This window comes from Bradyrhizobium sp. SZCCHNRI1009 (genome assembly GCF_032487575.1).
GTDB lineage: Bacteria > Pseudomonadota > Alphaproteobacteria > Rhizobiales > Xanthobacteraceae > Bradyrhizobium.
Map to the genome: position 1 here is coordinate 418,642 of NZ_JAUEUL010000001.1, position 21,585 is coordinate 440,226.

Genomic DNA, 21,585 nt, shown 5'->3' on the forward strand with positions numbered 1-21,585 from the left:
GCGCCGATTCATTGCCCCCGCACAGTCCCACTTCGGACGTAAAGGCTATCGATAACTAATTGCATCTAGCGGGGTGTGGGGAGACGCATCATGTCGTTCACTGGGCTGCGGTCGATCGTCCTGTGCCTCGGTCTGCTCGCCGTGCCCGCCCTCGCCGCCGACATGTCGACGGCGCCATACCTTGCGGCGGCTCCGGAAAAGCCGACCTTGCTGCAAATGCTCGCGTCGGCGCTGAAGCCGAAATCCGCGCACCCGGCCGTGCCCGAGTACAGGCCGAGACTCCGCCAGGCCGCGGCGAAGAGGAGGCCGAAGGCCTCAGCACCTGTCGTGACCGAGGAGCCGGTGGCCTCGCCCACTACGGTCGGTGCGGCCGTGGCGGCACCCGCGCAGCTCTCCGAAGTGGAGCTCGCCGCCAAGGGGCTGGAGCTGTTCAACGACGCAAGCCTCTCCGGCGGCGGCAAGGCATCCTGCGCCACCTGTCACTTCTCGACCGGGCACACCAACAACAAGACCTATGTCGGCCTCGACGTGGTCGCCGACGGCGATCCCAACGGCCGCAATACGCCGACGCTGTGGGGCGTCGGCGAGCGTGCGGTGTTCGGCTGGGCCGGCCAGGCGCCGACGCTGGAGGACAGCATCCGCGGCATCATCGTCAACCGCATGAAGGGGCCGGAGCCGTCGCCGGAGACCCTGGCGGCGCTGGTCGCCTATGTGCGCACGCTGAACTATCCGGCCAACTGGCAGGTCAAGGAGGACGGCACGCCGCGGGAGGATGCCAGCGCGGCCGTCAGGCGCGGCTATGAGCTCTATATCGGCGACGGCGGCTGCGGCACCTGTCACCAGCTGCCGAGCTTCGACAAGAAGAGCAAGGACGACATCGGCACCGGCGGCAAGTTCAAGGTGCCGACCCTGCATGCGGCCGCGTCGACCGCGCCGTATTTCCACGACGGCCGCACGGCTTCGCTGCGCGACGCCGTCAAGCTGATGTGGGAGTTCTATGCCAAGAAGATGGAGACGCGGCTGCCGACCGAGGCCGAGCTCGACGATCTCACCGCCTATGTCGGAGCGCTGTAGGCGGCGGGCCGGAACTAACAATCGTCGTCGCGGCGATACCTCGCCGAAGATCTGCGATGACTGGGCCTCATGGTTCTCAAGGCGATGCGAGAGCATCGCCTGAACGCGCCGAAGGCGGCGCTCCTCACCATGAGTGGCAAGCGCCGGACTGACGCTGCACGCGGGGCCATGGATACGCTGATCGCGTGTTCATGGAGAGGGTTGAGACTTCCGCCCGCGTCCGCAATTCGCTCTTCTCGGAATGCCGGTCCCCCTCACCCTGAGGAGCTCGCCGAAGGCGAGCGTCTCGAAGGGCGAGGCCACAGTGGGGCCTCGTGGTTCGAGACGCCCGCCTTTGGGCGGGCTCCTCACCATGAGGGGTCAGCTCCGAAGCCAGAGCTGCACATTGGGTATGAAGGACGGTTTGGGGCAGGCCGCCTGCTACAAGCTTTGGGAGCTTGTACGGCGCCTCAGATATTCGCGCCGAGATCGGCGATGTCGTCGAACAGCACTGATGTCCGCGACAGCAGCGCCTCGAGCTCGTCGGTGGCGTCCGCAATCCCGCGCGTCGCGGTGTCGATTACCAACTCGGCATCGAGCGGCGGCTCGTAGTCGGTGCCGATGCCGGTGAAGTTCTGCAGGTTTCCGGCGCGGGCCTTGGCGTAGTGGCCCTTGGGGTCGCGGCTCTCGCAGATCTCGGCGGCGGTGGCGACGTAGACCTCACGGAACAGGTCGCCGGCCACGCGGCGCGCAGCCGCGCGGTCCTCGCGCGCCGGCGACACCGCGGCGACGATCGCGATGTGGCCGTTGCGGGCGAGATGGGTCGCGACCTCGGCGAGGCGGCGGATGTTCTCGGCGCGGTCCTCCGGCGTGAAGCCGAGATCCTTGTTGAGGCCGGCGCGCACGGTGTCGCCGTCGAGCAGCACGGGCGCGCCGCCGCGGCTGAACAGCCGCCGCTCCAGCGCACGCGCCAAGGTCGACTTGCCGGCGCCGGGCAGGCCGGTCATCCAGACCACCGCGCCCTTGTGGCGATAGCGGTCGGCGCGCTCCTGCGGCTGCAGGGCCGATTCCACCGGCATGATGTCGACCGGCGCGGCGCGCTTGCCGGCTGCGATCGACAGCACCAGTCCGCCGCCGGCGATGCGGCCCTGCACCTCGATGACGAGGCGGCCGGTGCGCGCATTCTCGGTGTAGGGATCGACGGCGACCGGCTGGGTCAGCGCGATCTCGATCTCGCCGACATGGTTGCGCGCGATCGACGCGTTCTGCTCGTTGGACAGCGAGCCCGGATCGACGGCTTTCTCGATCGCGACCACGCTGCCGCGCGCCTCGCGGGTGCCGAGCCGGACCAGGATGTTGTCGCCCTTGGCGAGCGGCTGGTCGTGCAGCCAGAAGATGCGGGCGTGCAGCCGGCGCGCCGCCTGCGGCTCGCGGCCGACATGGGCGATGACGTCGCCGCGCTCGATGAACAGCTCGCGGTCGAGGGTGATGCCGACCGAGCGGCCTGCGCCTTGCGGCGTGGTCACGGGGGTCTGCGGCCAGCCCTCGACGGTCTTGATCTTGGCGATCTTGCCGGCCGGCATGATCACGATCTCGTCGCCGGCGCGCAATTCCCCGGCCTCGACGCGGCCGGCGACGATGCGGCGATCGTCGAACTTGTAGATCGCCTGCACCGGCAGGCGCAGCGGCAGGCTCGACAGCGGCTTGGCCGGCTCCAGCCCATCGAGCGCCTCGACCACGGTCGGGCCGTCGTACCAGCCGATCCGCGACGTTAGCGCGGCGACGCCATCACCGTCGCGCGCGGAAATCGGGATCACGGCGACCGGCTTGACGCCGAGGCCTTCGAGATGCGCCGAGATCTCGGCTTTGATCGCATCGAAGCGGTCCTCGCCGAAATCGACACGGTCCATCTTGTTGACGACGACCGCCACCTGCTTCACGCCGAGCAGATGCAGGAGATAGCCGTGGCGGCGGGTCTGGTCGCGCACGCCCTCGAGCGCGTCGATGATCAGGACCGCGCCGTCGGCCTGCGAGGCGCCGGTGATCATGTTGCGCAGGAATTCGGCGTGGCCGGGCGCGTCGATCAGCACGACCTCGCGCGCATTGGTGCGGAAGCGGATCTGCGTGGTGTCGATGGTGATGCCCTGGTCGCGCTCGGTCTGCAGCGCGTCGAGCAGGAACGACCATTCGAACGGCATGCCGCGGCGGGCCGAGACGGCCTGCAGCATTTCGAGCTTGCCCTCGGGCAGGCTGCCGGTCTCGTGCAGCAGGCGTCCGACCAGGGTCGACTTGCCGTGATCGACATGGCCGACGATCACGATGCGGACCTGGGGACGGGTGGTGCCGTTCGGTGTGGCGGGAGCGGCGGCCGGGACTCTCATGTTCATTGCCTCAGGCTCCGCTCACAGATAGCCGGCGACGCGCAGCCGCTCGAAGGCGTCCTCGGTCTCGTGGTCGAGCGCGCGTCCCGCACGCTCGGGCACCTTGGTGCTTTCGAGCTCGGCGAGAATCTCGGGGATGTTCGAGGCGGTGGACGCGACGGGGAAGGTGATGTCCTGGTCGCCGAGCGAGCGATAGCGCTTGCCGTTCTTCGAGAGGTACAGCGGGATGATCGGGATGTTCTCCCGCGCCGTGTAGGCCCAGATGTCGGCCTCGGTCCAATGCAGGATCGGATGGATGCGCAAGTGGGCGCCCTGCGGCGGCGAGGCGTTGAAGTGATCCCAGAATTCCGGCGGCTGGTCGCGCACGTCCCAATGGCCCTCGGCGCCGCGCGGCGAGAACACGCGCTCCTTCGCGCGCGTCGCCTCTTCGTCGCGGCGGATGCCGGCGATCAGGCCGTCGAAGCCGTGCTTGGCGAGTGCCATCTTCAGGCCTTCGGTCTTGCGCGCAGCCGAGCGCGCCGCGGGCGGCAAGGTCGGATCGACCGCATCGATCGGCGGGCACGGCTCGATCTTCAGGTCCAGGCCCCATTCCTTCGCGTAGGTGTCGCGGAAGGCGTACATCTCCGGAAACTTCTTGGCCGTATCGACATGCATGGCCGGAAACGGCACGCGGCCGAAGAATGCCTTGCGCGCCAGCCAGATCATCACGTTGGAATCTTTTCCCAGCGACCACAGCAGCGCCAGCTTCTTCAGCCGTGCAAAGGCCTCGCGAAGGATGTAGATGCTCTGCGCCTCCAGCTCATCGAGATGGTCCATCGTCGGCGCGGCGTTGAGGACGCGCGGCATGGAAGATGCTTGCTCGATCTCGGAGGAGGGCAACCGATCTCTGGAAACGTCGTTGGTGAGAATGTGCATGCTATCAGCCATCGCCTGCCTGGGAGAAAATTCTATGGCGAAGCCAAGGAATAATTTTCTCTTTACGTCGTAGGCGAGACACTTATATAGAAAATAATTCCAGTCAACCCCGAAGTGCCGAAGCTGAAGAACGCAATGCAATATCTGCCGGTGTTTCTCGACCTGAAGACCGGCCCCGTGCTGCTGATCGGCGCGGGCGAACTCGTGCGCGCCAAGCTTCGCGTGTTGCTGTCCGCGGGCGCGCGGATTCGTTGGTTCGCCACCGACGGCGACTTCGATCTCGCGGGTCTGCGCGATGAGCACGGCCAGATCGAGCGCGCCGAAGGCGACCCGCTGAGCGCCGATCTCACTGGCGTCATCGCCGTGCTGTGCGCAGGCGCCGGCGACATCGGCGTGGCGATGTCCGCGCGGGCACGCAGCGTCGGTCTGCCCGTCAACGTGATGGACGACCTCGCGCATTCCAGCTTCATCTTTCCGGCGATCGTCGATCGCGGCGATGTCGTCGTGGCGATCGGCACCGGCGGCTCGTCGCCCGTCGTGGCACGCCGCGTGCGCGAGCGCATCGAGGCGCTGCTGCCGGCGCGGATCGGCGAGCTCGCGGGCTTCATCGGCGACTTCCGCAAGACCATCAATCCGCTGATTGCGGAGATGCCGCTGCGCCGCCGCTTCTGGGAGCGCATCGTCGACGGCCCGATCGGCGCGCTGGTGCTGGCGGGGCGCAAGCAGGAGGCCGAGGCGGCGCTGCACGGCATTGCCGATCCCAGTGCTTTTGCGGGCGCCGATCATGCCGGCCGCAGCAACGGGCATGTGACCCTGGTCGGCGCCGGTCCGGGCGATCCCGATCTTCTGACCATCAAGGCGCTGCGGGCGCTGCAGGACGCCGACGTCGTGTACTACGACGAGCTCGTCACACCCGAGATTCTCGACCGCATTCGCCGCGATGCTTCGCGCGTGCCGGTCGGCCGCAGGGTCGGCAAGCCCGGCATCGGCCAGGATGCCGTCAACAAGCTCTTGATCGAGGCGGCGCGCGAGGGCAAGCGCGCGGTCCGGCTGAAGGGCGGCGATTGCTTCGTGTTCGGCCGTGGCGGCGAGGAGGTCGACGCGCTGCGCAAGGCGGGCGTGTCCTACACCATCGTGCCCGGCATCACCGCCGGCCTCGGCGCCGCCGCGCAGTTCGAGGTGCCCTTGACCTTCCGCAGCAAAGCGCTGCGCATCACCTTCCTCACCGCGCACAAGGAGCGCGATGCCGAGGCGGTCGACTGGTCTGCGCTGACCGACACCAAGATGACCGTCGTCGTCTATATGGGCATGACCGCGGCGCCGGCGGTGCGCGCGGGGCTCCTCGCCGCCGGCCGCTCGCCGCAGACGCCGGTCGGCGTGTTCGCCAAGGTGACGCGCCCCGATGCGCAGGCCGCGGTCGGCATGCTCGATCAGTTGCCGGATCTCGTCGGCCAAATCGATGGCGGCCCGGCCATCCTCATCATCGGCGACGTCGTGGCGCACTCCGCGCCGTGGCGTCAGCAGACTCTCAGTGGCGTGATCGCACAACTCCTGGAACCCGTCTGAATGACCTCCCCGCTGCAACAGAAGATCAAGATCGCCGGTCCCTCGATCATCACCGCGAACCGGACCTGGGACGGCGCGGTGATCTACCGCACCGGCGCCAAGAGCTGGTCGGATGAGCTCTCCGATGCGGCCATCGTGCGCACCGCCGACGAGGCGCGCGCCCTGCTGACCGAAGCGGTGGCCGACGATCTCGGTGCGATCGGTCCCTACATCGCCCCGGTCGAGGTGAGCGCCGACGGTGCGGTCAAGCCCGGCAACATGCGCGAACACATCCGGCTGACGGGCGCCTCCATCGCGCTCCCGGCTCAAGCCTGAAGGCCCTGTCATGTATGCTTATGACGAAATCGACCGCACTTTGGTCAACGAGCGCGTCGCCGAATTCCGCGACCAGGTGAAGCGGCGCCTCTCGGGCGAATTGTCCGAGGACGAGTTCAAGATGCTGCGGCTGCAGAACGGCGTCTATCTGCAGCTGCACGCCTACATGTACCGTGTCGCCATCCCCTATGGCACGCTGGCGTCGAACCAGCTGCGCAGGCTGGCGCATGTCGCGCGGCGCTACGATCGCGGCTATGGCCACTTCACGACGCGGCAGAACATCCAGTTCAACTGGATCAAGCTCGCCGAGCTGCCGGATGCGATGGCCGATCTGGCGGAAGTGGGCATCCAGTCGATGCAGACCTCCGGCAACAACATGCGCAACGTGACCTCCGACCAATGGGCCGGCGTCGCGCCGGGCGAGATCGAGGATCCCAGGATCTGGGCCGAGCTGCTGCGCCAGTTCACGACGCTTCATCCGGAATTCTCGTTCCTGCCGCGCAAGTTCAAGATCGCGATCACGGCGTCCGAGCACGACCGCGCCGCGATCAAGATCCACGACATCGGCCTGCGGCTTCTGAAGAACGAGCAGGGCGAGACCGGCTTCGAGGTGCTGGTCGGCGGCGGCCTGGGACGCTCGCCCTTCATCGCCAAGACGGTCAAGCCGTTCGTGCACGGCCATGACATCCTGAGCTATGTCGAGGCGATCCTGCGCGTCTACAACCAGTACGGCCGCCGCGACAACATCTACAAGGCGCGCATCAAGATCCTGGTCCATGAGCTCGGCATCGAGAAGTTCGCGGCCGAGGTCGAGGAGGAGTGGCAGCAGATCCGTGACGGCGTGCTCAAGCTGGACGACGGCATCGTCGAGGACATCCGCTCGCGCTTCTTCTATCCGGCCTATGAGACGCAGCCAGCAATGCCGGACGAGCTCAGGCAGGCCGCGCATGATCAGAAGTTCGAGGCCTGGCGCAAGAACTCGGTGGTCTCGCACAAGGTGCAGGGTTATGCGATCGTCACCGTGTCGCTGAAGCCGATCGGCAAGCCGCCGGGCGATGCGACCGCCGACCAGATGGATGCGCTGGCCGACATCGCCGACAAATACTCGTTCGGCGAGATCCGCGTCGGCCATGAGCAGAACCTGGCGCTGCCGCATGTCCGCAAGCGTGATCTGCCGGCGGTGTGGAAGGCGCTCGAGGCGATCGGGCTCGCCATCCCCAACGTCAATCTCGTCTCCGACATCATCGCTTGCCCTGGGCTCGACTACTGCTCGCTGGCGAACGCCCGCTCGATTCCGATCGCGCAGGAGATCACGCGGCGCTTCGCCAACCACGACACGGCGAACCTGATCGGCCGGCTGCACATCAACATCTCCGGCTGCATCAATGCCTGCGGCCACCACCATGTCGGCCATATCGGCATCCTCGGCGTCGAGAAGAACAACGAGGAATTCTATCAGATCACGATCGGCGGCCGTGCCGACGAGGGCGCCGCGCTCGGCACCCTGATCGGACCCGCGGTGCCCTATGCCGAAGTGGCCGATGTCGTCGAGGACATCGTCGAAGCCTATCTTGCGCTGCGCGCGCACCCTGAGGAGCTGTTCGTCGACACGGTGAAGCGGCTCGGGGTCGAACCATTCAGGGAGCGGGTTTATGCCACTCGTTAAGGGCGGACACATCATCGCGGACGCGTTCGTCCGCATCACCGACGATGCCGAGCTGCCGGCAGAGGGTGCGATCCTCGTCCCGGAGACGCGCTTCCTCGCCGGCCCCGACGCGCTGGTCAGCCGCGCCCCCGGCAAGCTCGGCGTGATCTGGCCGAACAATCGCGATGTCGACGATCTCGTGCCCTATCTCGACCGGCTCGCGCTGGTCGCGCTGGTGTTTCCGAGCTTTCGCGACGGCCGCGCCTATACCCAGGCGCGCCTGCTGCGCGAGCGCTATGGCTATCGCGGCGAGCTGCGCGCGACGGGCCAGGTGCTGCGCGACCAGTTCGTGTTCATGCTGCGCGCCGGCTTCGACGCCTTCGAGGTCAAGAAGCAGGCCGACGCCGAGGCCTTCACCGAGACCGTGAAGCGCTATTCGGTGTTCTACCAGCCGGCCGGCGACGGCCGGATCTCCGCGCTGCATCAGCGCCTGCAACTGCGCCATTCGGAGAGTGCCGGGCTGTGAGCACGCTGGCTGCATCGCCTTCCGTTGCGGAGATCCCAGTCGCGGCGCTCGACGCCGCGTTGCGCACCGCTGCGCCGCAGGAGATCATTGCTGCCGCTCTCGGGGCGATCGGGCGCGAGCGGCTCGCCGTGGTGTCGTCGTTCGGCACGGAGTCGGCGGCGCTGCTGAAGGTCACGGCCGATGTCGATCCGGCGATTCCGGTGATCTTCCTCGACACCGGGCACATGTTCGCAGAGACGCTCGCCTATCGCGACCAGCTGATCGAGCTCCTCGGCCTGCGCGACGTGCGCTCGATCAAGCCGGATGCCGCAGCACTGAAGCGCGAGGACGCCGACAACGAGCTGTGGTTCTCCGACCCCGACGCCTGCTGCCGGATCCGCAAAGTCGAGCCGCTGGCGCGCGCGCTGGCGCCGTTTACGGCCTGGATCAATGGCCGCAAGCGTTTCCAGGGCGGCCTGCGTGCCGCGATTCAAGTCGTCGAGCAGGACGGCGCCCGGGCGAAGTTCAACCCGTTCGCCAATGTCACCCGCGAAGACATCGCGGACATCTATCGCTCCGCGAACCTGCCGCAGCATCCGCTCATGGCCGCCGGCTTCCGTTCGATCGGCTGCATGCCCTGCACCAGCCGCTCCGACACCGGCGAGGACGACCGCGCCGGACGCTGGCGGGGCCGCGGCAAGACGGAATGCGGCATCCACACGGTGGTGACGTCGTCGAGCTAAGAGACACCACAGGATTTCAGGACCGTCGGTAACACTTGTTCGCCGTTGTCGGCCCGGATCACAAAGGTGAAGTTGGTCACAGTGTCCGCCCATATGATCTTGTCGGCGGTCGCGCTGAGATCTGCAGAGTCAGGCGGCGCGAGATCCCAGAGCATCAATCCGGTGCCTGCGAAAGACGAGGCCTTCAGCCCCTCAACCTTGAACAGCATGACGCCGTCCTTCGCCGTCTTGCCGGGCAGATAGGTCGCAGACGCTTTCAGCGTGCGCTGCTTGGCATCCTGCAATTCCGCGGGCCTGTCCTTGAGATTGCGGAGAGGCGGAGGGACAGCACCATCGCGGTCGACGATATAGAGCGCTATGGATTGATCGAGGCAGCGCAGCATTCCCGGATATTTCTTCGTCTTTAGCCGAACGTCGATCCGGGCAACCGGGCCGCCGTCGATCTCGCCGACCCGGAAGCCGGTCCGATCGTCGGCCCGGGCGACCGTGGACATCACCAGCAGAGCGGGGAAAGCGGGTAACACGATTGTCATGATGGCCAGCTTCAGCCAGCGTGCGAGTGCGCTCCCGTCGATCACGTCCCTCGTTGCCACCGCTCTGTTCTCCTGCTGAGGTTGCCGGCTATTTTGCGAACATAAAGTGAACAATGTCAAGCCTCGCCCTGTTGCAATCTTTTCGAGATCGCGCCCTATCGTGGTCACCAGCGCGCCGATGACGGCAATGTGTCGCGGCAAAGAATGCCAATCCCGTTGCGCGGCGCTTCATAGCAAAATGCCCATGTCCTGCCGGAAACAAGAAAATCCGCTTTCGTTGACTCTGACGTGCACATCCGGCGATCTGGCGTGCGCGCCTGCAACATCGCGGGGCCTGGAAATGGAGTGCTCGAATGATGCGGCGTGTTCTGGCTGTGGTCGCGGGTCTGGCATGGGCGGGGTCGGCCTATGCTGCCGACGTGAACCTGCTCAACGTGTCCTACGATCCCACTCGCGAGCTGTATGTCGAGTTCAACAAGGCGTTCGCGGCGAGCTATCAGAAGGAGACCGGCAAGAGCGTCGAGGTCAAGCAGTCGCATGGCGGCTCCGGCGCGCAGGCCCGCAGCGTCATCGACGGGCTGCAGGCCGATGTCGTGACTCTGGCGCTTGCCTATGACATCGACGCGATCGCCGGCAGGGGGCTGCTCGACAAGGAGTGGCAGAAGCGGCTGCCGCAGAATGCATCGCCCTACACTTCGACCATCGTTTTCCTGGTGCGCAAAGGCAATCCCAAGGGCATCAAGGACTGGGACGATCTGCTCAAGAAGGGCGTCGACGTCATCACGCCCAATCCGAAGACATCCGGCGGCGCGCGCTGGAACTACCTGGCCGCCTGGGGCTATGCGCTGAAGAAGTTCGGCTCGGCCGACAAGGCCAAGCAGTTCGTCGGCGACCTCTATCAGCACGTCCCTGTGCTCGATACCGGCGCCCGCGGCGCCACCGTGACCTTCGTGGAGCGCGGGGTCGGCGACGTTCTGCTCGCCTGGGAGAACGAGGCGCATCTGGCCCTGCGTGAGTTCGGCAAGGACAAGTTCGAGATCGTCGCGCCGCAGCTCTCCATCCTGGCCGAACCGCCAGTTGCGGTGGTCGACTCGGTGGCCGACAAGAAGGGCACGCGAAGTGTGGCTGAATCCTACCTGAAATACTGGTATACAAAGGAAGGTCAGGAAATTGCCGCACGCAACTCCTACCGTCCGCGCGATCCTGAGGTCGCGAAGAAGCATGAGGCTGACTTTGCCAAGGTCGAGCTGTTCACCATCGACGAGGTGTTCGGCGGCTGGACCAAGGCTCAGAAGGAACACTTTGCGGAAGGCGGGATCTTCGATCAAATCTACAAGAATTGATCGAATCATAGGGAACGAGTTGGTGACCGCCGGTCTGCTACGGCCTCGACGGCAAGGCAGAAAAAACGAAGGCAGTAAGCTGGTGTTGCGGCAATCTGCGACATTGCGCGTGAGACGCTGTCCCCGGTCTCGATCGACAAGACGAGACGGGGGGCCGCGGGCGGACACCACCATCGACTCGAGCCATCGACACTGATCATCAACGGACCAGGCCTTTTTTTGAACGTACTTGCACCACGCCGCAGCACCTTGCCGGGCTTTGGTCTCACCATGGGACTGACGCTGACCTGGCTGTCGCTGATCGTTCTGATTCCTCTGGCGGGACTGTTCGTCCGCTCGACTGATCTCAGCCTCGACCAGTTCTGGGGCATCGTCACCAGCCGGCGCACCTTGAGCGCGCTCAAGATCTCGTTCGGACTCGCCTTCGCCGCGGCCTGCGTGAACCTGGTGATGGGCACCATCGTCGTCTGGGCGCTGGTGCGCTACCGCTTTCCGGGGCGCCGCCTGTTCGACGCGATCGTCGACGTTCCCTTTGCGCTGCCGACCGCTGTGGCGGGCGTGGCGCTGACGGCGCTGTTCACCCAGAAGGGCTGGCTCGGCGCGCCGCTCGCCGCCATGGGCATCAAGGTGGCGTTCACGCCGCTCGGCATCTTCGTTGCGATGATCTTCATCGGCATCCCCTTTGTCGTCCGCACCGTGCAGCCGGTGCTGATCGATCTCGATCCGGAGATCGAGGAGGCGGCGGCGAGCCTCGGCGCCGGGCGCTGGCAGATCGTGGCCCGCGTGATCCTGCCGAGCTTGACGCCGGCGCTGCTCACTGGCTTCGCACTCGCCTTTGCGCGCGCGGTCGGCGAGTACGGATCGGTGATCTTCATCGCCGGCAATCTGCCGAACGTCTCCGAGATCGCGCCGCTGCTGATCGTGATCCGGCTGTCCGAATTCCGCTACGCCGATGCCACCGCGATCGCGGTGGTGATGCTCGTCGTGGCGTTCCTGATCATCTTTGCCGTGAACCGGTTGCAGCGCTGGGCGCAGAGCCGGGCGCCCTTGAACTAGGACCCGACATGAGCGTGGAGATGACCCTGCAGGCGCCGTCCGTGGCATCGTCCGCGACCGGCCGGCGCGTCGCGCAGGCCGGCCGACCCGATCCGCGTACCGAGCCGCGCCTGGTCCGCATCGTCATCACGACGCTGGCATTGGCGTTCCTGTCGGTGTTCGTGGTGCTGCCGCTGATCGTCGTGTTCGTGGAAGCGTTCGGCAAGGGCATCGCGGCCTATTTCAGCGCGCTCGCCGATGCCGAGGCGTGGGACGCGATCCGCCTCACCCTGCTGGTGGCGCTGGTCTCGGTCGGGACCAATCTCGTGTTCGGCCTGTGCGCCGCCTGGGCGATCGCCAAGTTCGACTTCCCGGGCAAGACGTTCCTGATCACCCTGATCGATCTGCCGTTCTCGGTGAGCCCGGTGATCTCGGGCCTCGTGTTCGTGCTGTTGTTCGGCGCGCAGGGTTTCTTCGGTCCATGGATGCAGCGCCATGGCCTGCAGATCCTGTTCGCCTTTCCCGGCATCGCGCTCGCGACCGTGTTCGTGACGTTCCCGTTCGTCGCCCGCGCACTGATTCCGCTGATGCAGGAGCAGGGCACGCAGGAAGAGGAGGCGGCGGTCTCGCTCGGCGCGTCCGGCCTGCAGACCTTCTTCCGCGTCACCTTACCGAACATCAAATGGGGCGTGCTGTACGGCGTGCTTCTCTGCAACGCACGTGCGATGGGCGAGTTCGGCGCCGTCTCGGTCGTGTCCGGCCACATCCGCGGCGAGACCAACACGATGCCGCTGCTGGTCGAGATCCTCTACAACGAATACCAGATGGTCGCCTCGTTCGCGATCGCCTCGCTGCTGGCGATGCTCGCGCTGATCACGCTGGTCGTCAAAACCGTCCTCGAACGGCAACTCGATGAGGGAGGTCCGCGTGACCATTGAAGTCAGGGGTGTCGTCAAGACGTTCGGCACCTTCAAGGCGCTCGACGGCGTCGATCTCAAGGTCGCTGACGGCGAATTGCTGGCGCTGCTCGGACCGTCCGGATCGGGCAAGACGACCCTGCTGCGCATCATCGCGGGGCTGGAATGGCCCGACTCCGGCGAGATCCTGTTCGACGGAGAGAGCGCGCTCGATCGCGGCGCGCGCGAGCGCCACGTCGGCTTCGTGTTTCAGCACTACGCGCTGTTCCGGCACATGAACGTGTTCGAGAACGTCGCCTTCGGCCTGCGCGTGCAGCCGCGCCGCATCCGCAAGAGCGAGGCCGAGATCCGCGCGCGCGTGAAGGAGCTGCTCGATCTCGTCCAGCTCGACTGGCTCGCCGACCGCTATCCGAGCCAGCTCTCCGGCGGCCAGCGCCAGCGCATCGCATTGGCGCGCGCGCTCGCGATCGAGCCGCGCATCCTCCTGCTCGACGAGCCGTTCGGCGCGCTCGACGCCAAGGTACGCAAGGAGCTGCGGCAATGGCTGCGCACCCTGCATCACTCCATCAACGTCACCTCGATCTTCGTCACCCACGACCAGGAGGAGGCGCTCGAGGTCGCGCACCGCGTGGTGGTGATGGACAAGGGCCGCATCGAGCAGGTCGGCTCGCCGAGCGACGTCTATGACGCGCCGGCGACCGCCTTCGTCCACGGCTTCATCGGCGAGTCGATCATGCTGCCGGTGGAGATCACCGGCGGCGCCGTGCATCTGAACGGACGGCCGCTGGACATTGCTGCGCCTGGCGATGCCGCGGGCGCGTCCACTCTGTTCGTGCGTCGTCACGACATGCTGATCGGTCCGGCTGACAGCGGCACGCTGCATGGTGCCGTGACCCACGTCCGCAGCTTCGGCCCGGTGCAGCGCGCCGAGATCGCGCTGACGGAGGGATCCACCATCGAGATCGACGCGCCACGCGACCGCGACCTCCGCATCGGCGAACGGGTCGGATTGAAGCCACGGCACTATCGGATTTTTGCGGGCGGGTGACGACACGCTGAGCTCAGCCCCCGACTATAGGTAGTTGGTCCAAGACAGTCGGCCAAACAGGAAGCCCGGCAACGTCCTAATTGGCGCAGCTGCGCGCCGTAGCCTCCGCTGTCGTCCCGGCGAACGCCGGGACCCATACCGGGTGATGTCGCGGCTAGAAACGGCTGGTCGTCCCGCCTGCCTCGAACCATTCCCTGGGGTTATGGGTCCCGGCGCGGAGGTCGGGACGACACCGGCTTTGGGGCGCCTTGCTCGTCACACGATTGGCAGGGCTAAAGAGGCTTTGTCCCACCCGGCAGGCTTGACCGCGCCGCTCTTATGGTCAACGAACCGTAACCGGCCGGAATGGCCGCAATTGTACCGACGGAACTTACCGCCGATTCACCTTTCAGCCACGGTTGATGTGCAACAACCCGCCTCTCGTATCGGCATAGGGACTGGTTCATTGAAGCATCGGGCACTCGCTTTCTCCTTGGCATTCCTGCTCGCCGGCTGCGCGGCCGAGACGCCGGTCGTGCAGGCGCCGACGATGTATGCCGACATGGCGGTCGCAGGCGCCAAGCTCGATGCTGTCGCTGCCGCGACGATGATCTCGCAATACCGCCAGAACAACGGGCTCGGCACGGTCGAGGTCGATCCCGAGCTGATGCGGCTGGCGGAGTCGCAGTCGCAGGCGATGGCCGACAAGAACAAGCTCGATCATGACGTGCGCGCCCCGCTGGCCAAGCGGCTGAACGGCGCGGGCTACGACGCCACCGTCGCGGTCGAGAACGTGTCGGCCGGCTATCACACGCTGGCGGAAGCGTTTTCCGGCTGGCGCGACTCGCCGCCCCACCGCGCCAACATGCTCAAGAGCGGTGTCACAAAAATAGGCATCGCCGCGAGCTATGCTCCGAACACCAAGTACAAGGTGTTCTGGACCATGATCCTCGCCGCGCCGGACGGCAAGAAGCCGTCATAACGGGCAGGCCCGCTCCGGGCCTGTGCAGCGGAGGCGCGCTCGACGCCGACACGCGTCCCGGTGCAGGGTGCTATCCCTGGGGGTGGATTGACGTCACCGCGAAGTGACGCCACGGTGGCGCCTTGCTTTGCTAATGACCGCAGTGATGACGCAACATCCATTTCCCCCGCTGCCTGCAACTCCAGCCGAATCGCAACGCGTGCTCGTCCTGCAGGGCGGTGGCGCGCTCGGCTCCTATCAGGCCGGCGCCTATCAGGCGCTGTGCCATTTTGATTTCGAACCGGAATGGGTTGCCGGTATCTCGATCGGCGCCATCAATGCCGCGATCATCGCCGGCAACGACCGCGAGAAACGCATCGGCCGTCTCAAGGAATTCTGGGAGATGGTGTCGTCGCCGGTGCCGTGGAAGCCGCTGCTCAATGGTGATCATCACCGCTCGGCTTTCAACGAAGTCAGCGCCGGGCTGATCGCAGCGTTCGGCGTGCCCGGCTTCTTCACGCCGCGCTTTCCGCCGGCGCCGCTGTGGCCGTCCGGAACGCCGCAATCGGTCAGCTATTACGACACCTCGCCGCTGAAGCGGACCCTGGAGCGGCTGGTGGATTTCGACCGCATCAACGATCTGAAGACGCGGCTCTCCGTCGGCGCCGTCGGCGTCACCACCGGCAATTTCACCTATTTCGACAATGTCGAATTCAGCAAGCGGGGCAAGCGGATCGGGCCCGAGCACATCATGGCGTCGGGCGCGCTGCCGCCCGGCTTCCCGCCGGTCGAGATCGATGGCGAGCACTATTGGGATGGCGGCATCGCCTCCAACACGCCGCTCGACTACGTGCTCGACATGGAAACCGATCGCGATCTCCTTATATTCCAGGTCGATCTGTTCTCCGCGCGCGGCGATCTGCCGCGAACGCTGCTGGAGGCCGCGGAGCGCGAGAAGGACATTCGCTATTCCAGCCGGACGCGGATGAACACCGACAAGAACCGCATGATCCACAACACGCGCAAGGCGCTGCGCGAGCTCTACGCCCGGCTGCCGGACGAGCTGCGCAACGATCCGTCGCTCGAGATACTGTGCAAGGCGGCGCAGGAGAACACGGTGACGGTGGTGCACCTGATCTATCGCAGCAAGAGCTACGAGAGCTCATCGAAGGACTACGACTTCTCCCATGTCGCGATGGTCGAGCATTGGGAGGCGGGCGTGCGCGACGTCCACCAGTCGATGCGCCACAAGGACTGGCTGCAGCGGCCGCAGTCCGGCGAGACCATGGTCACCTACGATCTCACGCAGGACGGCAGTCCCGCTGCCGCCAAGAAGGAGTGAAGCAATGACGACGAATCTGAAGGGCAAGACCGCGGTCGTGACCGGCTCGACCAGCGGCATCGGGCTGGCCTATGCACGCGCCTTCGCCTCCGCCGGCGCCAACATCGTGCTCAACGGCTTCGGCGCGCCTGCCGATATCGAGAAGGAGCGGACGGCGATCGAGAGCGACTACAAGGTCAAGGCCGTGCACTCGCCGGCGGACATGAGCAAGCCGGCCGAGATCGCCGGCATGATCGCGCTCGGCGAGACCACGTTCGGCGCGGTCGACATCCTCGTCAACAATGCCGGCATCCAGTTCGTCTCGCCGGTCGAGGACTTCCCGCCGGAGAAGTGGGAGCAGATCATCGCGATCAACCTCTCCTCGGCGTTCTACGGCATCCGCGCCGCGGTGCCCGGCATGAAGAAGCGCGGCTGGGGCCGCATCATCAACACGGCGTCCGCGCACTCGCTGGTCGCCTCGCCGTTCAAGTCGGCCTATGTCTCGGCCAAGCACGGCATTGCCGGCCTGACCAAGACCGTGGCGCTCGAGCTCGCGACCTTCAAGATCACCTGCAACTGCATCTCGCCGGGCTATGTGTGGACGCCGCTGGTCGAGAAGCAGATTCCGGACACGATGAAAGCGCGCAACCTCACCAAGGAGCAGGTCATCAACGACGTGCTGCTGGCGGCGCAGCCGACCAAGGAGTTCGTGACATCCGAGCAGGTCGCGGCGCTGGCGCTGTTCCTGTGCGGTGACGATGCGGCTCAGATCACCGGCACCAATCTGTCGATCGACGGCGGCTGGACCGCGGCTTGATCGCCGCGCAAGCGCCGGACAAAGCGCCAGTTTCGCGCCGAGGCGGGTTTCGCTTCGGCGCGGTCCGTTCTACAAGCGTGCTTCTCTTGGACGCACGCCCACGGACCTCACCTTGCTGACCACCATCATCGGCCTCGGCGCCGCCACCTGCACCACATGCTCGTTCCTGCCGCAGGTCATCAAGGCCTGGCGCTCGCGCTCGACCCATGACATCTCGATGGGCATGTTCGTGCTGCAGACCACCGGCAACTCGATGTGGCTGCTGTACGGCGCGCTGATCAGCGATCTGCCGCTGGTCGTCGCCAACGCCATCACGCTCGGCCTGGTGGCGGCGATCCTCGGCTTGAAGCTGCGCTACGGCTAGCGGGACGCCAGCCGATCAGCTACGGCGCGCGAAGACGTTCGGGGTGGTGGAGGCGACGCTCTGGCCCGGAGGCAGCACGACCACGGTCGAGCCGAGCTGGACGTGGGTGTAGAGGTCGGCGACGTCGGTGTTGGTCATGCGGATGCAGCCCGACGAGATCGCCTGGCCGATATATTCGGGCTGGTTGGTGCCGTGGATGCGGTACAGGGTGTCCTTGTTGCCCTCGTACAGATAGATCGCGCGGGCGCCGAGCGGATTCGCCGGGCCGCCGGCGACGCGCTTGGGATACGGCCCGAGGCGCGCCTGGATGTCGGCGGTCGGAACCCAGTCCGGCCATTCGGCGAGCTTGCCGACCGTGGCGACGCCGGAGAACGCCATCGCCTCCTCGCCGACGGCGACGCCGTAGCGGATCGCCTTGCGGTCCGGCAGAACGTAGTACAGGAAGCGCGCATCGGTATCGACGACGATCGTGCCCGGCTGCTCCTGCCTTGTGTAGTCGACGATGTGCCGCTGGAACTGTTGCGGGATCTGCGCCTCGGCATAAGGCGCGCGCGACAGCAACTGGCGGTCGCGCGGCGTCAACGCCGCGTCCGACGTCGGCGACAGCGTCGCTTCCATGCAGCCGGCCAGCATCACGGTTCCGGCCAGCGAGAGTGCGACCCCCAGTCTCGACATCTCATTCTCCCCCAGCGCGCGATCAAATCATGTGCCTGGAGGATCGCGCCAATATCAAGGCGTTGCACCCAACACTTGCGTGATCGTCGCGCGCGGCGCGCTGCGCTCGCAGTTCCGACAAGACGAGGACAAGATGACGCAACAGATGCGTCAACATGGTTTTCTCAAGATGCCTTGCCGAAGGCGAGGACATGCAGCCCCAACCGCTGCTTGACGATCCGGAACAGCAGCACGGTCTCGAAGGCCAGCGACAGCGAGGTCGCCGCCGCGGCGCCGTGGCCGCCGAACTGCGGCACCAGCAGGATGCAGAGCACGAGGTTCATGACGAAGGCCGCCGCATAGGCCTTGGCGCAGGCGCGCTGCTGGCCCAGCATGTTCAAGAGCCGCTCGACCGGCCCGATCGCGGCGCGCACGACGAGGCCGATCGCGGCGATGAACATGATGTCGTAGCCGGCGGTGAACTGCGCGCCGAACAGAAACAGCAGCGGCTTGCCGAGCGCGAGCAGCACCAGCGTCGCCGCGAGCGACGGCCAGAACGTCCACTTGATCGCATGCGCGACATAGGCCGACAACCGCGCCTTGTCGCCGAGCGCGTGATATTCGGCGAAGCGATGCGCCGTCGTCGCCGACATCGCGTAGTGGATGAACGATACCAGCGCGAGCGTCTTCACCACCGCGAAATAGATGCCGACCTCCTCGGAAGAGCGGAACTGCTGCAGCACCAGCACGTCGGTGTAGGACAGCAGCAGATAGAAGCTCTCGACCAGGAGGATCGGCAGCGAGATCGCGAGCCAGCCGCGCAGATCATATTGCTTCGGTCCCGGTTCGATGTGGAGGCGGAGCCTGTCGTTCAGCACCAGCATCTGGCCGAGCATCGCGAGCCACACCGCGGCCGCGCTCGCGGCCATCGCCGCGGTGGCGCCGAGATCGAGACCGAGCACGACGGCGCCGGCGGTGAAGCCGATGATCAGCGTCTGGCGGATGATGAATTGCGGCATCAGCCCGAGCGTCATCCAGTCGTGCGAGCGGGCGATGCCGTCCTGGGTGTTGGCGACGACGAAGGCGGGCAGGGTGAGACAGCCGATATAGAGCGGCATGCGCTCGCCGGCGTCGATCCAGGGCGACAGCAGCGCGACCAGGCCGGCGAGCAGCAGCGCGGCAGCCGTGGAGGTCGCCAAGGTCAGCCAGCGTCCGCCGGAGAGGAAGCCGCGCAGCAGCGCCTGCTGGCCCGAGGTGCGGTAGTCCGGAATGATCTTCTGCGCCGAGGAGGCGATGCCGACATCGAGCATGCTGCCGAGCAGCAGCACCCAGGTCCAGACGTAGACGTAGGTGCCGTAGTCCGAGCCGCCCATCCAGCGCGCGAGCAGGATCTGGCTGAGATAGGCGAGGCCGGCGCTGAGCACGCGGATCAGGAAGATGGTGCCGGCGAGGCGGCGCGTCAGCGAAGCCTCGCCGCTGCCGCCGAGCGCGGCCAAGCGCGCCTTCAGGCGGGCCGCGAGGCCGGTCGGTGCGGGGGCGTTGCGGGCATCCATCACGGCCACGGCGGGGCTCCGGCTCCACGGCCGCGCGGATGGCGGCGATGGTCCTCCCTATCAACGCAACGTTAAGATTGAGTTGGACCGGCGCCGCGTCGGTCGCGCGGCGCACCAGCCGTCACGGCAGAGTGAAATTGAACTCGTAAGACTTGTCGGGGCCGACCAGCGTGAATTTCAGCGCCGCGCCGTCCGGCTTCACGCCCGGCGGAACGCCGTCGAGCTCGAAGGCGAAGCGCTTGATGCCCGGCACGCCGCTGTCGCGCACGGTCGGGATCGGCAGCGCCCAGTCGGGCGTCGGACCCTCGACATAGAGCTGGACGCTGCGCGGATCGGCGACGGCGACGTCGACGACGACGTCCTTCTGGCCGTCGCGCTTGACGTCGCGGATCGTCAAGGGATTGGCATCGCCGACAGTGGCCGGCTTCGGCACCGTGTCGAGGGCCGCCGAGAGCGTCGTATCTTCGGTGCTGGCGACGCTGGTGAAGGCGAGCTCGGCCTTTGCCTCGACGGGAATGCAGATCTTCTCGCAAACCGCGTAGCTGATGTCGGCGCGCAGGGTCATCGGCTTGTCGGGGTTCTTGGCGACGATGCGCAGCGGCAGCACGACCTGATCATGATAGCCGAGCGAGTGTCCACCGGCGCCATCATCGAACTTTGTCGGCGCGGGCCACAGAACCGTCACCGCTTCGACGTTCTCCGACTTGGAAAAGTCGAACCGTGGCGGCACGCCGGAATCGCCGGGCGTCCGCCAATAGGTCTTCCATCCCGGCTGCAGCGCAAGGGCGATGCCGCCCAGCATGACCGGACCGCTGCGCGAGCCCGCAAGCAGGCGCACCGCGGAGTGGCTGTCGCGCTGCCACGGCGAGGAGTCCTGCGCCTGCGCGCCGAACGCAAGGCAGGATGATACGACGGTCGCGACCAGCAGTGTGGCAGAGTGGTGAGGAACCAAGGCGGACATGAGACGTCTTTAGAGTGCGGTTCGGGCGCAAACCATTGAAATGCTTGTGAGCAGATTTCCTCGCGAGGACCTGAACCTTGATTGACAGATGCGCATCCCAATATCAGGATATCGATGATCATGAGAGTCCTTGCGGATGAATCCTGAGGCAAAAAGGCTGGGCGACATTCGCCGCAAAGTGACGGGGATCGGGGATCACACCTCTCACGGTGGTTACCTCGACGGCCAGCTGCTGGTTGCAATGCCGGTGATGGGCGATTCCCGGTTCGAGCGCTCGGTGATCTATCTCTGCGCGCACTCGGCCGAGGGCGCCATGGGTATCATGGTGAACCGGCCGGCGGGCAGCATCGACTTCCCTCAGCTCCTGATGCAACTGAATATCATCGAGAAGAGCGATCAGATCAGCCTGCCCGACAGCGCCGAGACGATGAAGGTACTGAGCGGCGGCCCTGTCGATACCGGCCGCGGCTTCGTGCTGCATTCGAGCGACTACTTCATCGCCAACGCGACCTTGAAGATCAACGACGGCGTCTGCCTGACGACGACCATCGACATCCTCAAGGCGATCGCCAAGGGTGACGGTCCAAAGCACGCGATCCTCGCGCTCGGCTATGCCGGCTGGCGCGCCGGCCAGTTGGAGGAAGAGATCCAGGACAATGGCTGGCTGCATTGCGACGCCGATCCGGAGCTGATCTTCGGCGACAATGTCGACGCCAAATACGATCTCGCGCTGCGCAAGATCGGCATCGATCCCGGCATGCTCTCCAACGCCGCGGGGCACGCGTAGAGGCGATCATCCTGCTGATGGTCCGGCGCGCGCCGGGATCGAAGAAGCGCGTTATCGAGGTATCGCCTGTTTCTCCAACCGTCATTGCGAGCGAAGCGAAGCAATCCAGAGTCCCGCCCGCGACTCTGGATTGCTTCGTCGCTTCGCTCCTCGCAATGACGGCATCTCTCACGACAGTGTGTGAAAGGG

Annotated in this window: 21 protein-coding genes; 15 read left to right on the forward strand and 6 right to left on the reverse strand. The window is 66.0% G+C overall.

Features of this window, described 5'->3' with window-relative positions; genetic code table 11:
- Window positions 1-90 precede the first annotated feature (90 nt).
- The gene (locus tag QX010_RS01960) at window positions 91-1,074 is read left to right on the forward strand and encodes a cytochrome-c peroxidase (protein WP_316177269.1); all 984 of its coding nucleotides are present in this window, start codon (window positions 91-93) and stop codon (window positions 1,072-1,074) included.
- A 449-nt stretch (window positions 1,075-1,523) separates the two neighbouring features.
- Here the strand turns inward: QX010_RS01960 and cysC are convergent, their stop codons facing one another.
- Together cysC and cysD are read right to left on the reverse strand one after the other, a co-directional pair.
- Window positions 1,524-3,440, reverse strand: coding sequence for an adenylyl-sulfate kinase (gene cysC, locus QX010_RS01965; protein ID WP_316177271.1), 1,917 nt, complete (start codon window positions 3,438-3,440; stop codon window positions 1,524-1,526).
- A gap of 15 nt (window positions 3,441-3,455) precedes the next feature.
- On the reverse strand, window positions 3,456-4,250 hold the full coding sequence (gene cysD / locus QX010_RS01970) for a sulfate adenylyltransferase subunit CysD (protein ID WP_315804843.1): 795 nt from the start codon (window positions 4,248-4,250) through the stop codon (window positions 3,456-3,458).
- 234 nt (window positions 4,251-4,484) lie between these two features.
- Between cysD and cysG the strand changes: the two genes are divergently transcribed.
- From cysG to QX010_RS01995, 5 genes are read left to right on the forward strand one after another with little or no spacing between them, the layout of a single operon-like run.
- A complete protein-coding gene (cysG, locus tag QX010_RS01975) occupies window positions 4,485-5,915 on the forward strand; it encodes a siroheme synthase CysG (RefSeq protein WP_316177272.1) in 1,431 nt (476 codons plus the stop codon).
- A complete protein-coding gene (locus QX010_RS01980; RefSeq protein WP_316177273.1) occupies window positions 5,916-6,230 on the forward strand; it encodes a DUF2849 domain-containing protein in 315 nt (104 codons plus the stop codon). It abuts the gene before it with no gap.
- Between the two features lie 10 nt (window positions 6,231-6,240).
- A complete protein-coding gene (locus QX010_RS01985; protein ID WP_316177275.1) occupies window positions 6,241-7,896 on the forward strand; it encodes a nitrite/sulfite reductase in 1,656 nt (551 codons plus the stop codon).
- The gene (locus tag QX010_RS01990; protein ID WP_316177277.1) at window positions 7,883-8,401 is read left to right on the forward strand and encodes a DUF934 domain-containing protein; all 519 of its coding nucleotides are present in this window, start codon (window positions 7,883-7,885) and stop codon (window positions 8,399-8,401) included. Before QX010_RS01985 ends, QX010_RS01990 begins: the two co-directional genes overlap by 14 nt.
- On the forward strand, window positions 8,398-9,123 hold the full coding sequence (locus QX010_RS01995) for a phosphoadenylyl-sulfate reductase (protein WP_316177279.1): 726 nt from the start codon (window positions 8,398-8,400) through the stop codon (window positions 9,121-9,123). The genes QX010_RS01990 and QX010_RS01995 overlap by 4 nt, the downstream gene beginning before the upstream one ends.
- Here the strand turns inward: QX010_RS01995 and QX010_RS02000 are convergent.
- Complete coding sequence (locus QX010_RS02000) at window positions 9,120-9,857, reverse strand: hypothetical protein (RefSeq protein ID WP_316177281.1); 738 nt, start codon at window positions 9,855-9,857, stop codon at window positions 9,120-9,122. The genes QX010_RS01995 and QX010_RS02000 overlap by 4 nt on opposite strands.
- A gap of 152 nt (window positions 9,858-10,009) precedes the next feature.
- Between QX010_RS02000 and QX010_RS02005 the strand changes: the two genes are divergently transcribed.
- The 8 genes from QX010_RS02005 (at window position 10,010) to QX010_RS02040 (ending at window position 17,441) form a co-directional block, all read left to right on the forward strand.
- Window positions 10,010-10,999, forward strand: a complete 990-nt coding sequence (locus QX010_RS02005; RefSeq protein WP_316177282.1) for a sulfate ABC transporter substrate-binding protein — start codon at window positions 10,010-10,012, stop codon at window positions 10,997-10,999.
- Window positions 11,000-11,218: 219 nt separating this feature from the next.
- Window positions 11,219-12,055 (forward strand): sulfate ABC transporter permease subunit CysT, encoded by an 837-nt coding sequence (gene cysT / locus QX010_RS02010; protein ID WP_315804737.1) that lies wholly within the window; start codon window positions 11,219-11,221, stop codon window positions 12,053-12,055.
- Window positions 12,056-12,063: 8 nt separating this feature from the next.
- On the forward strand, window positions 12,064-12,972 hold the full coding sequence (gene cysW, locus QX010_RS02015) for a sulfate ABC transporter permease subunit CysW (protein ID WP_316177284.1): 909 nt from the start codon (window positions 12,064-12,066) through the stop codon (window positions 12,970-12,972).
- The gene (locus QX010_RS02020; protein WP_315804739.1) at window positions 12,962-13,999 is read left to right on the forward strand and encodes a sulfate ABC transporter ATP-binding protein; all 1,038 of its coding nucleotides are present in this window, start codon (window positions 12,962-12,964) and stop codon (window positions 13,997-13,999) included. The genes cysW and QX010_RS02020 overlap by 11 nt, the downstream gene beginning before the upstream one ends.
- 445 nt (window positions 14,000-14,444) lie before the next feature.
- Entirely contained in the window at window positions 14,445-14,960 is a 516-nt protein-coding gene (locus QX010_RS02025; RefSeq protein ID WP_315804740.1) for a CAP domain-containing protein, read from the forward strand.
- Between the two features lie 145 nt (window positions 14,961-15,105).
- On the forward strand, window positions 15,106-16,281 hold the full coding sequence (locus QX010_RS02030; protein WP_316177286.1) for a patatin-like phospholipase family protein: 1,176 nt from the start codon (window positions 15,106-15,108) through the stop codon (window positions 16,279-16,281).
- Window positions 16,282-16,285: 4 nt separating this feature from the next.
- On the forward strand, window positions 16,286-17,077 hold the full coding sequence (locus QX010_RS02035) for a 3-hydroxybutyrate dehydrogenase (RefSeq protein ID WP_316177288.1): 792 nt from the start codon (window positions 16,286-16,288) through the stop codon (window positions 17,075-17,077).
- Between the two features lie 112 nt (window positions 17,078-17,189).
- Entirely contained in the window at window positions 17,190-17,441 is a 252-nt protein-coding gene (locus QX010_RS02040) for a SemiSWEET transporter (RefSeq protein WP_006614646.1), read from the forward strand.
- 15 nt (window positions 17,442-17,456) lie between these two features.
- Here QX010_RS02040 and QX010_RS02045 read toward each other — a convergent pair whose 3' ends face one another.
- From QX010_RS02045 to QX010_RS02055, 3 genes are all read right to left on the reverse strand, one after another.
- On the reverse strand, window positions 17,457-18,116 hold the full coding sequence (locus QX010_RS02045; RefSeq protein WP_315804743.1) for a L,D-transpeptidase: 660 nt from the start codon (window positions 18,114-18,116) through the stop codon (window positions 17,457-17,459).
- Between the two features lie 164 nt (window positions 18,117-18,280).
- Window positions 18,281-19,657, reverse strand: coding sequence for a lipopolysaccharide biosynthesis protein (locus tag QX010_RS02050; protein WP_316177290.1), 1,377 nt, complete (start codon window positions 19,655-19,657; stop codon window positions 18,281-18,283).
- Window positions 19,658-19,769: 112 nt separating this feature from the next.
- The gene (locus QX010_RS02055; protein ID WP_316177292.1) at window positions 19,770-20,609 is read right to left on the reverse strand and encodes a protein-disulfide reductase DsbD domain-containing protein; all 840 of its coding nucleotides are present in this window, start codon (window positions 20,607-20,609) and stop codon (window positions 19,770-19,772) included.
- A 136-nt stretch (window positions 20,610-20,745) separates the two neighbouring features.
- Between QX010_RS02055 and QX010_RS02060 the strand changes: the two genes are divergently transcribed.
- Complete coding sequence (locus QX010_RS02060) at window positions 20,746-21,396, forward strand: YqgE/AlgH family protein (RefSeq protein WP_315713870.1); 651 nt, start codon at window positions 20,746-20,748, stop codon at window positions 21,394-21,396.
- The last annotated feature ends 189 nt before the right edge of the window (window positions 21,397-21,585 follow it).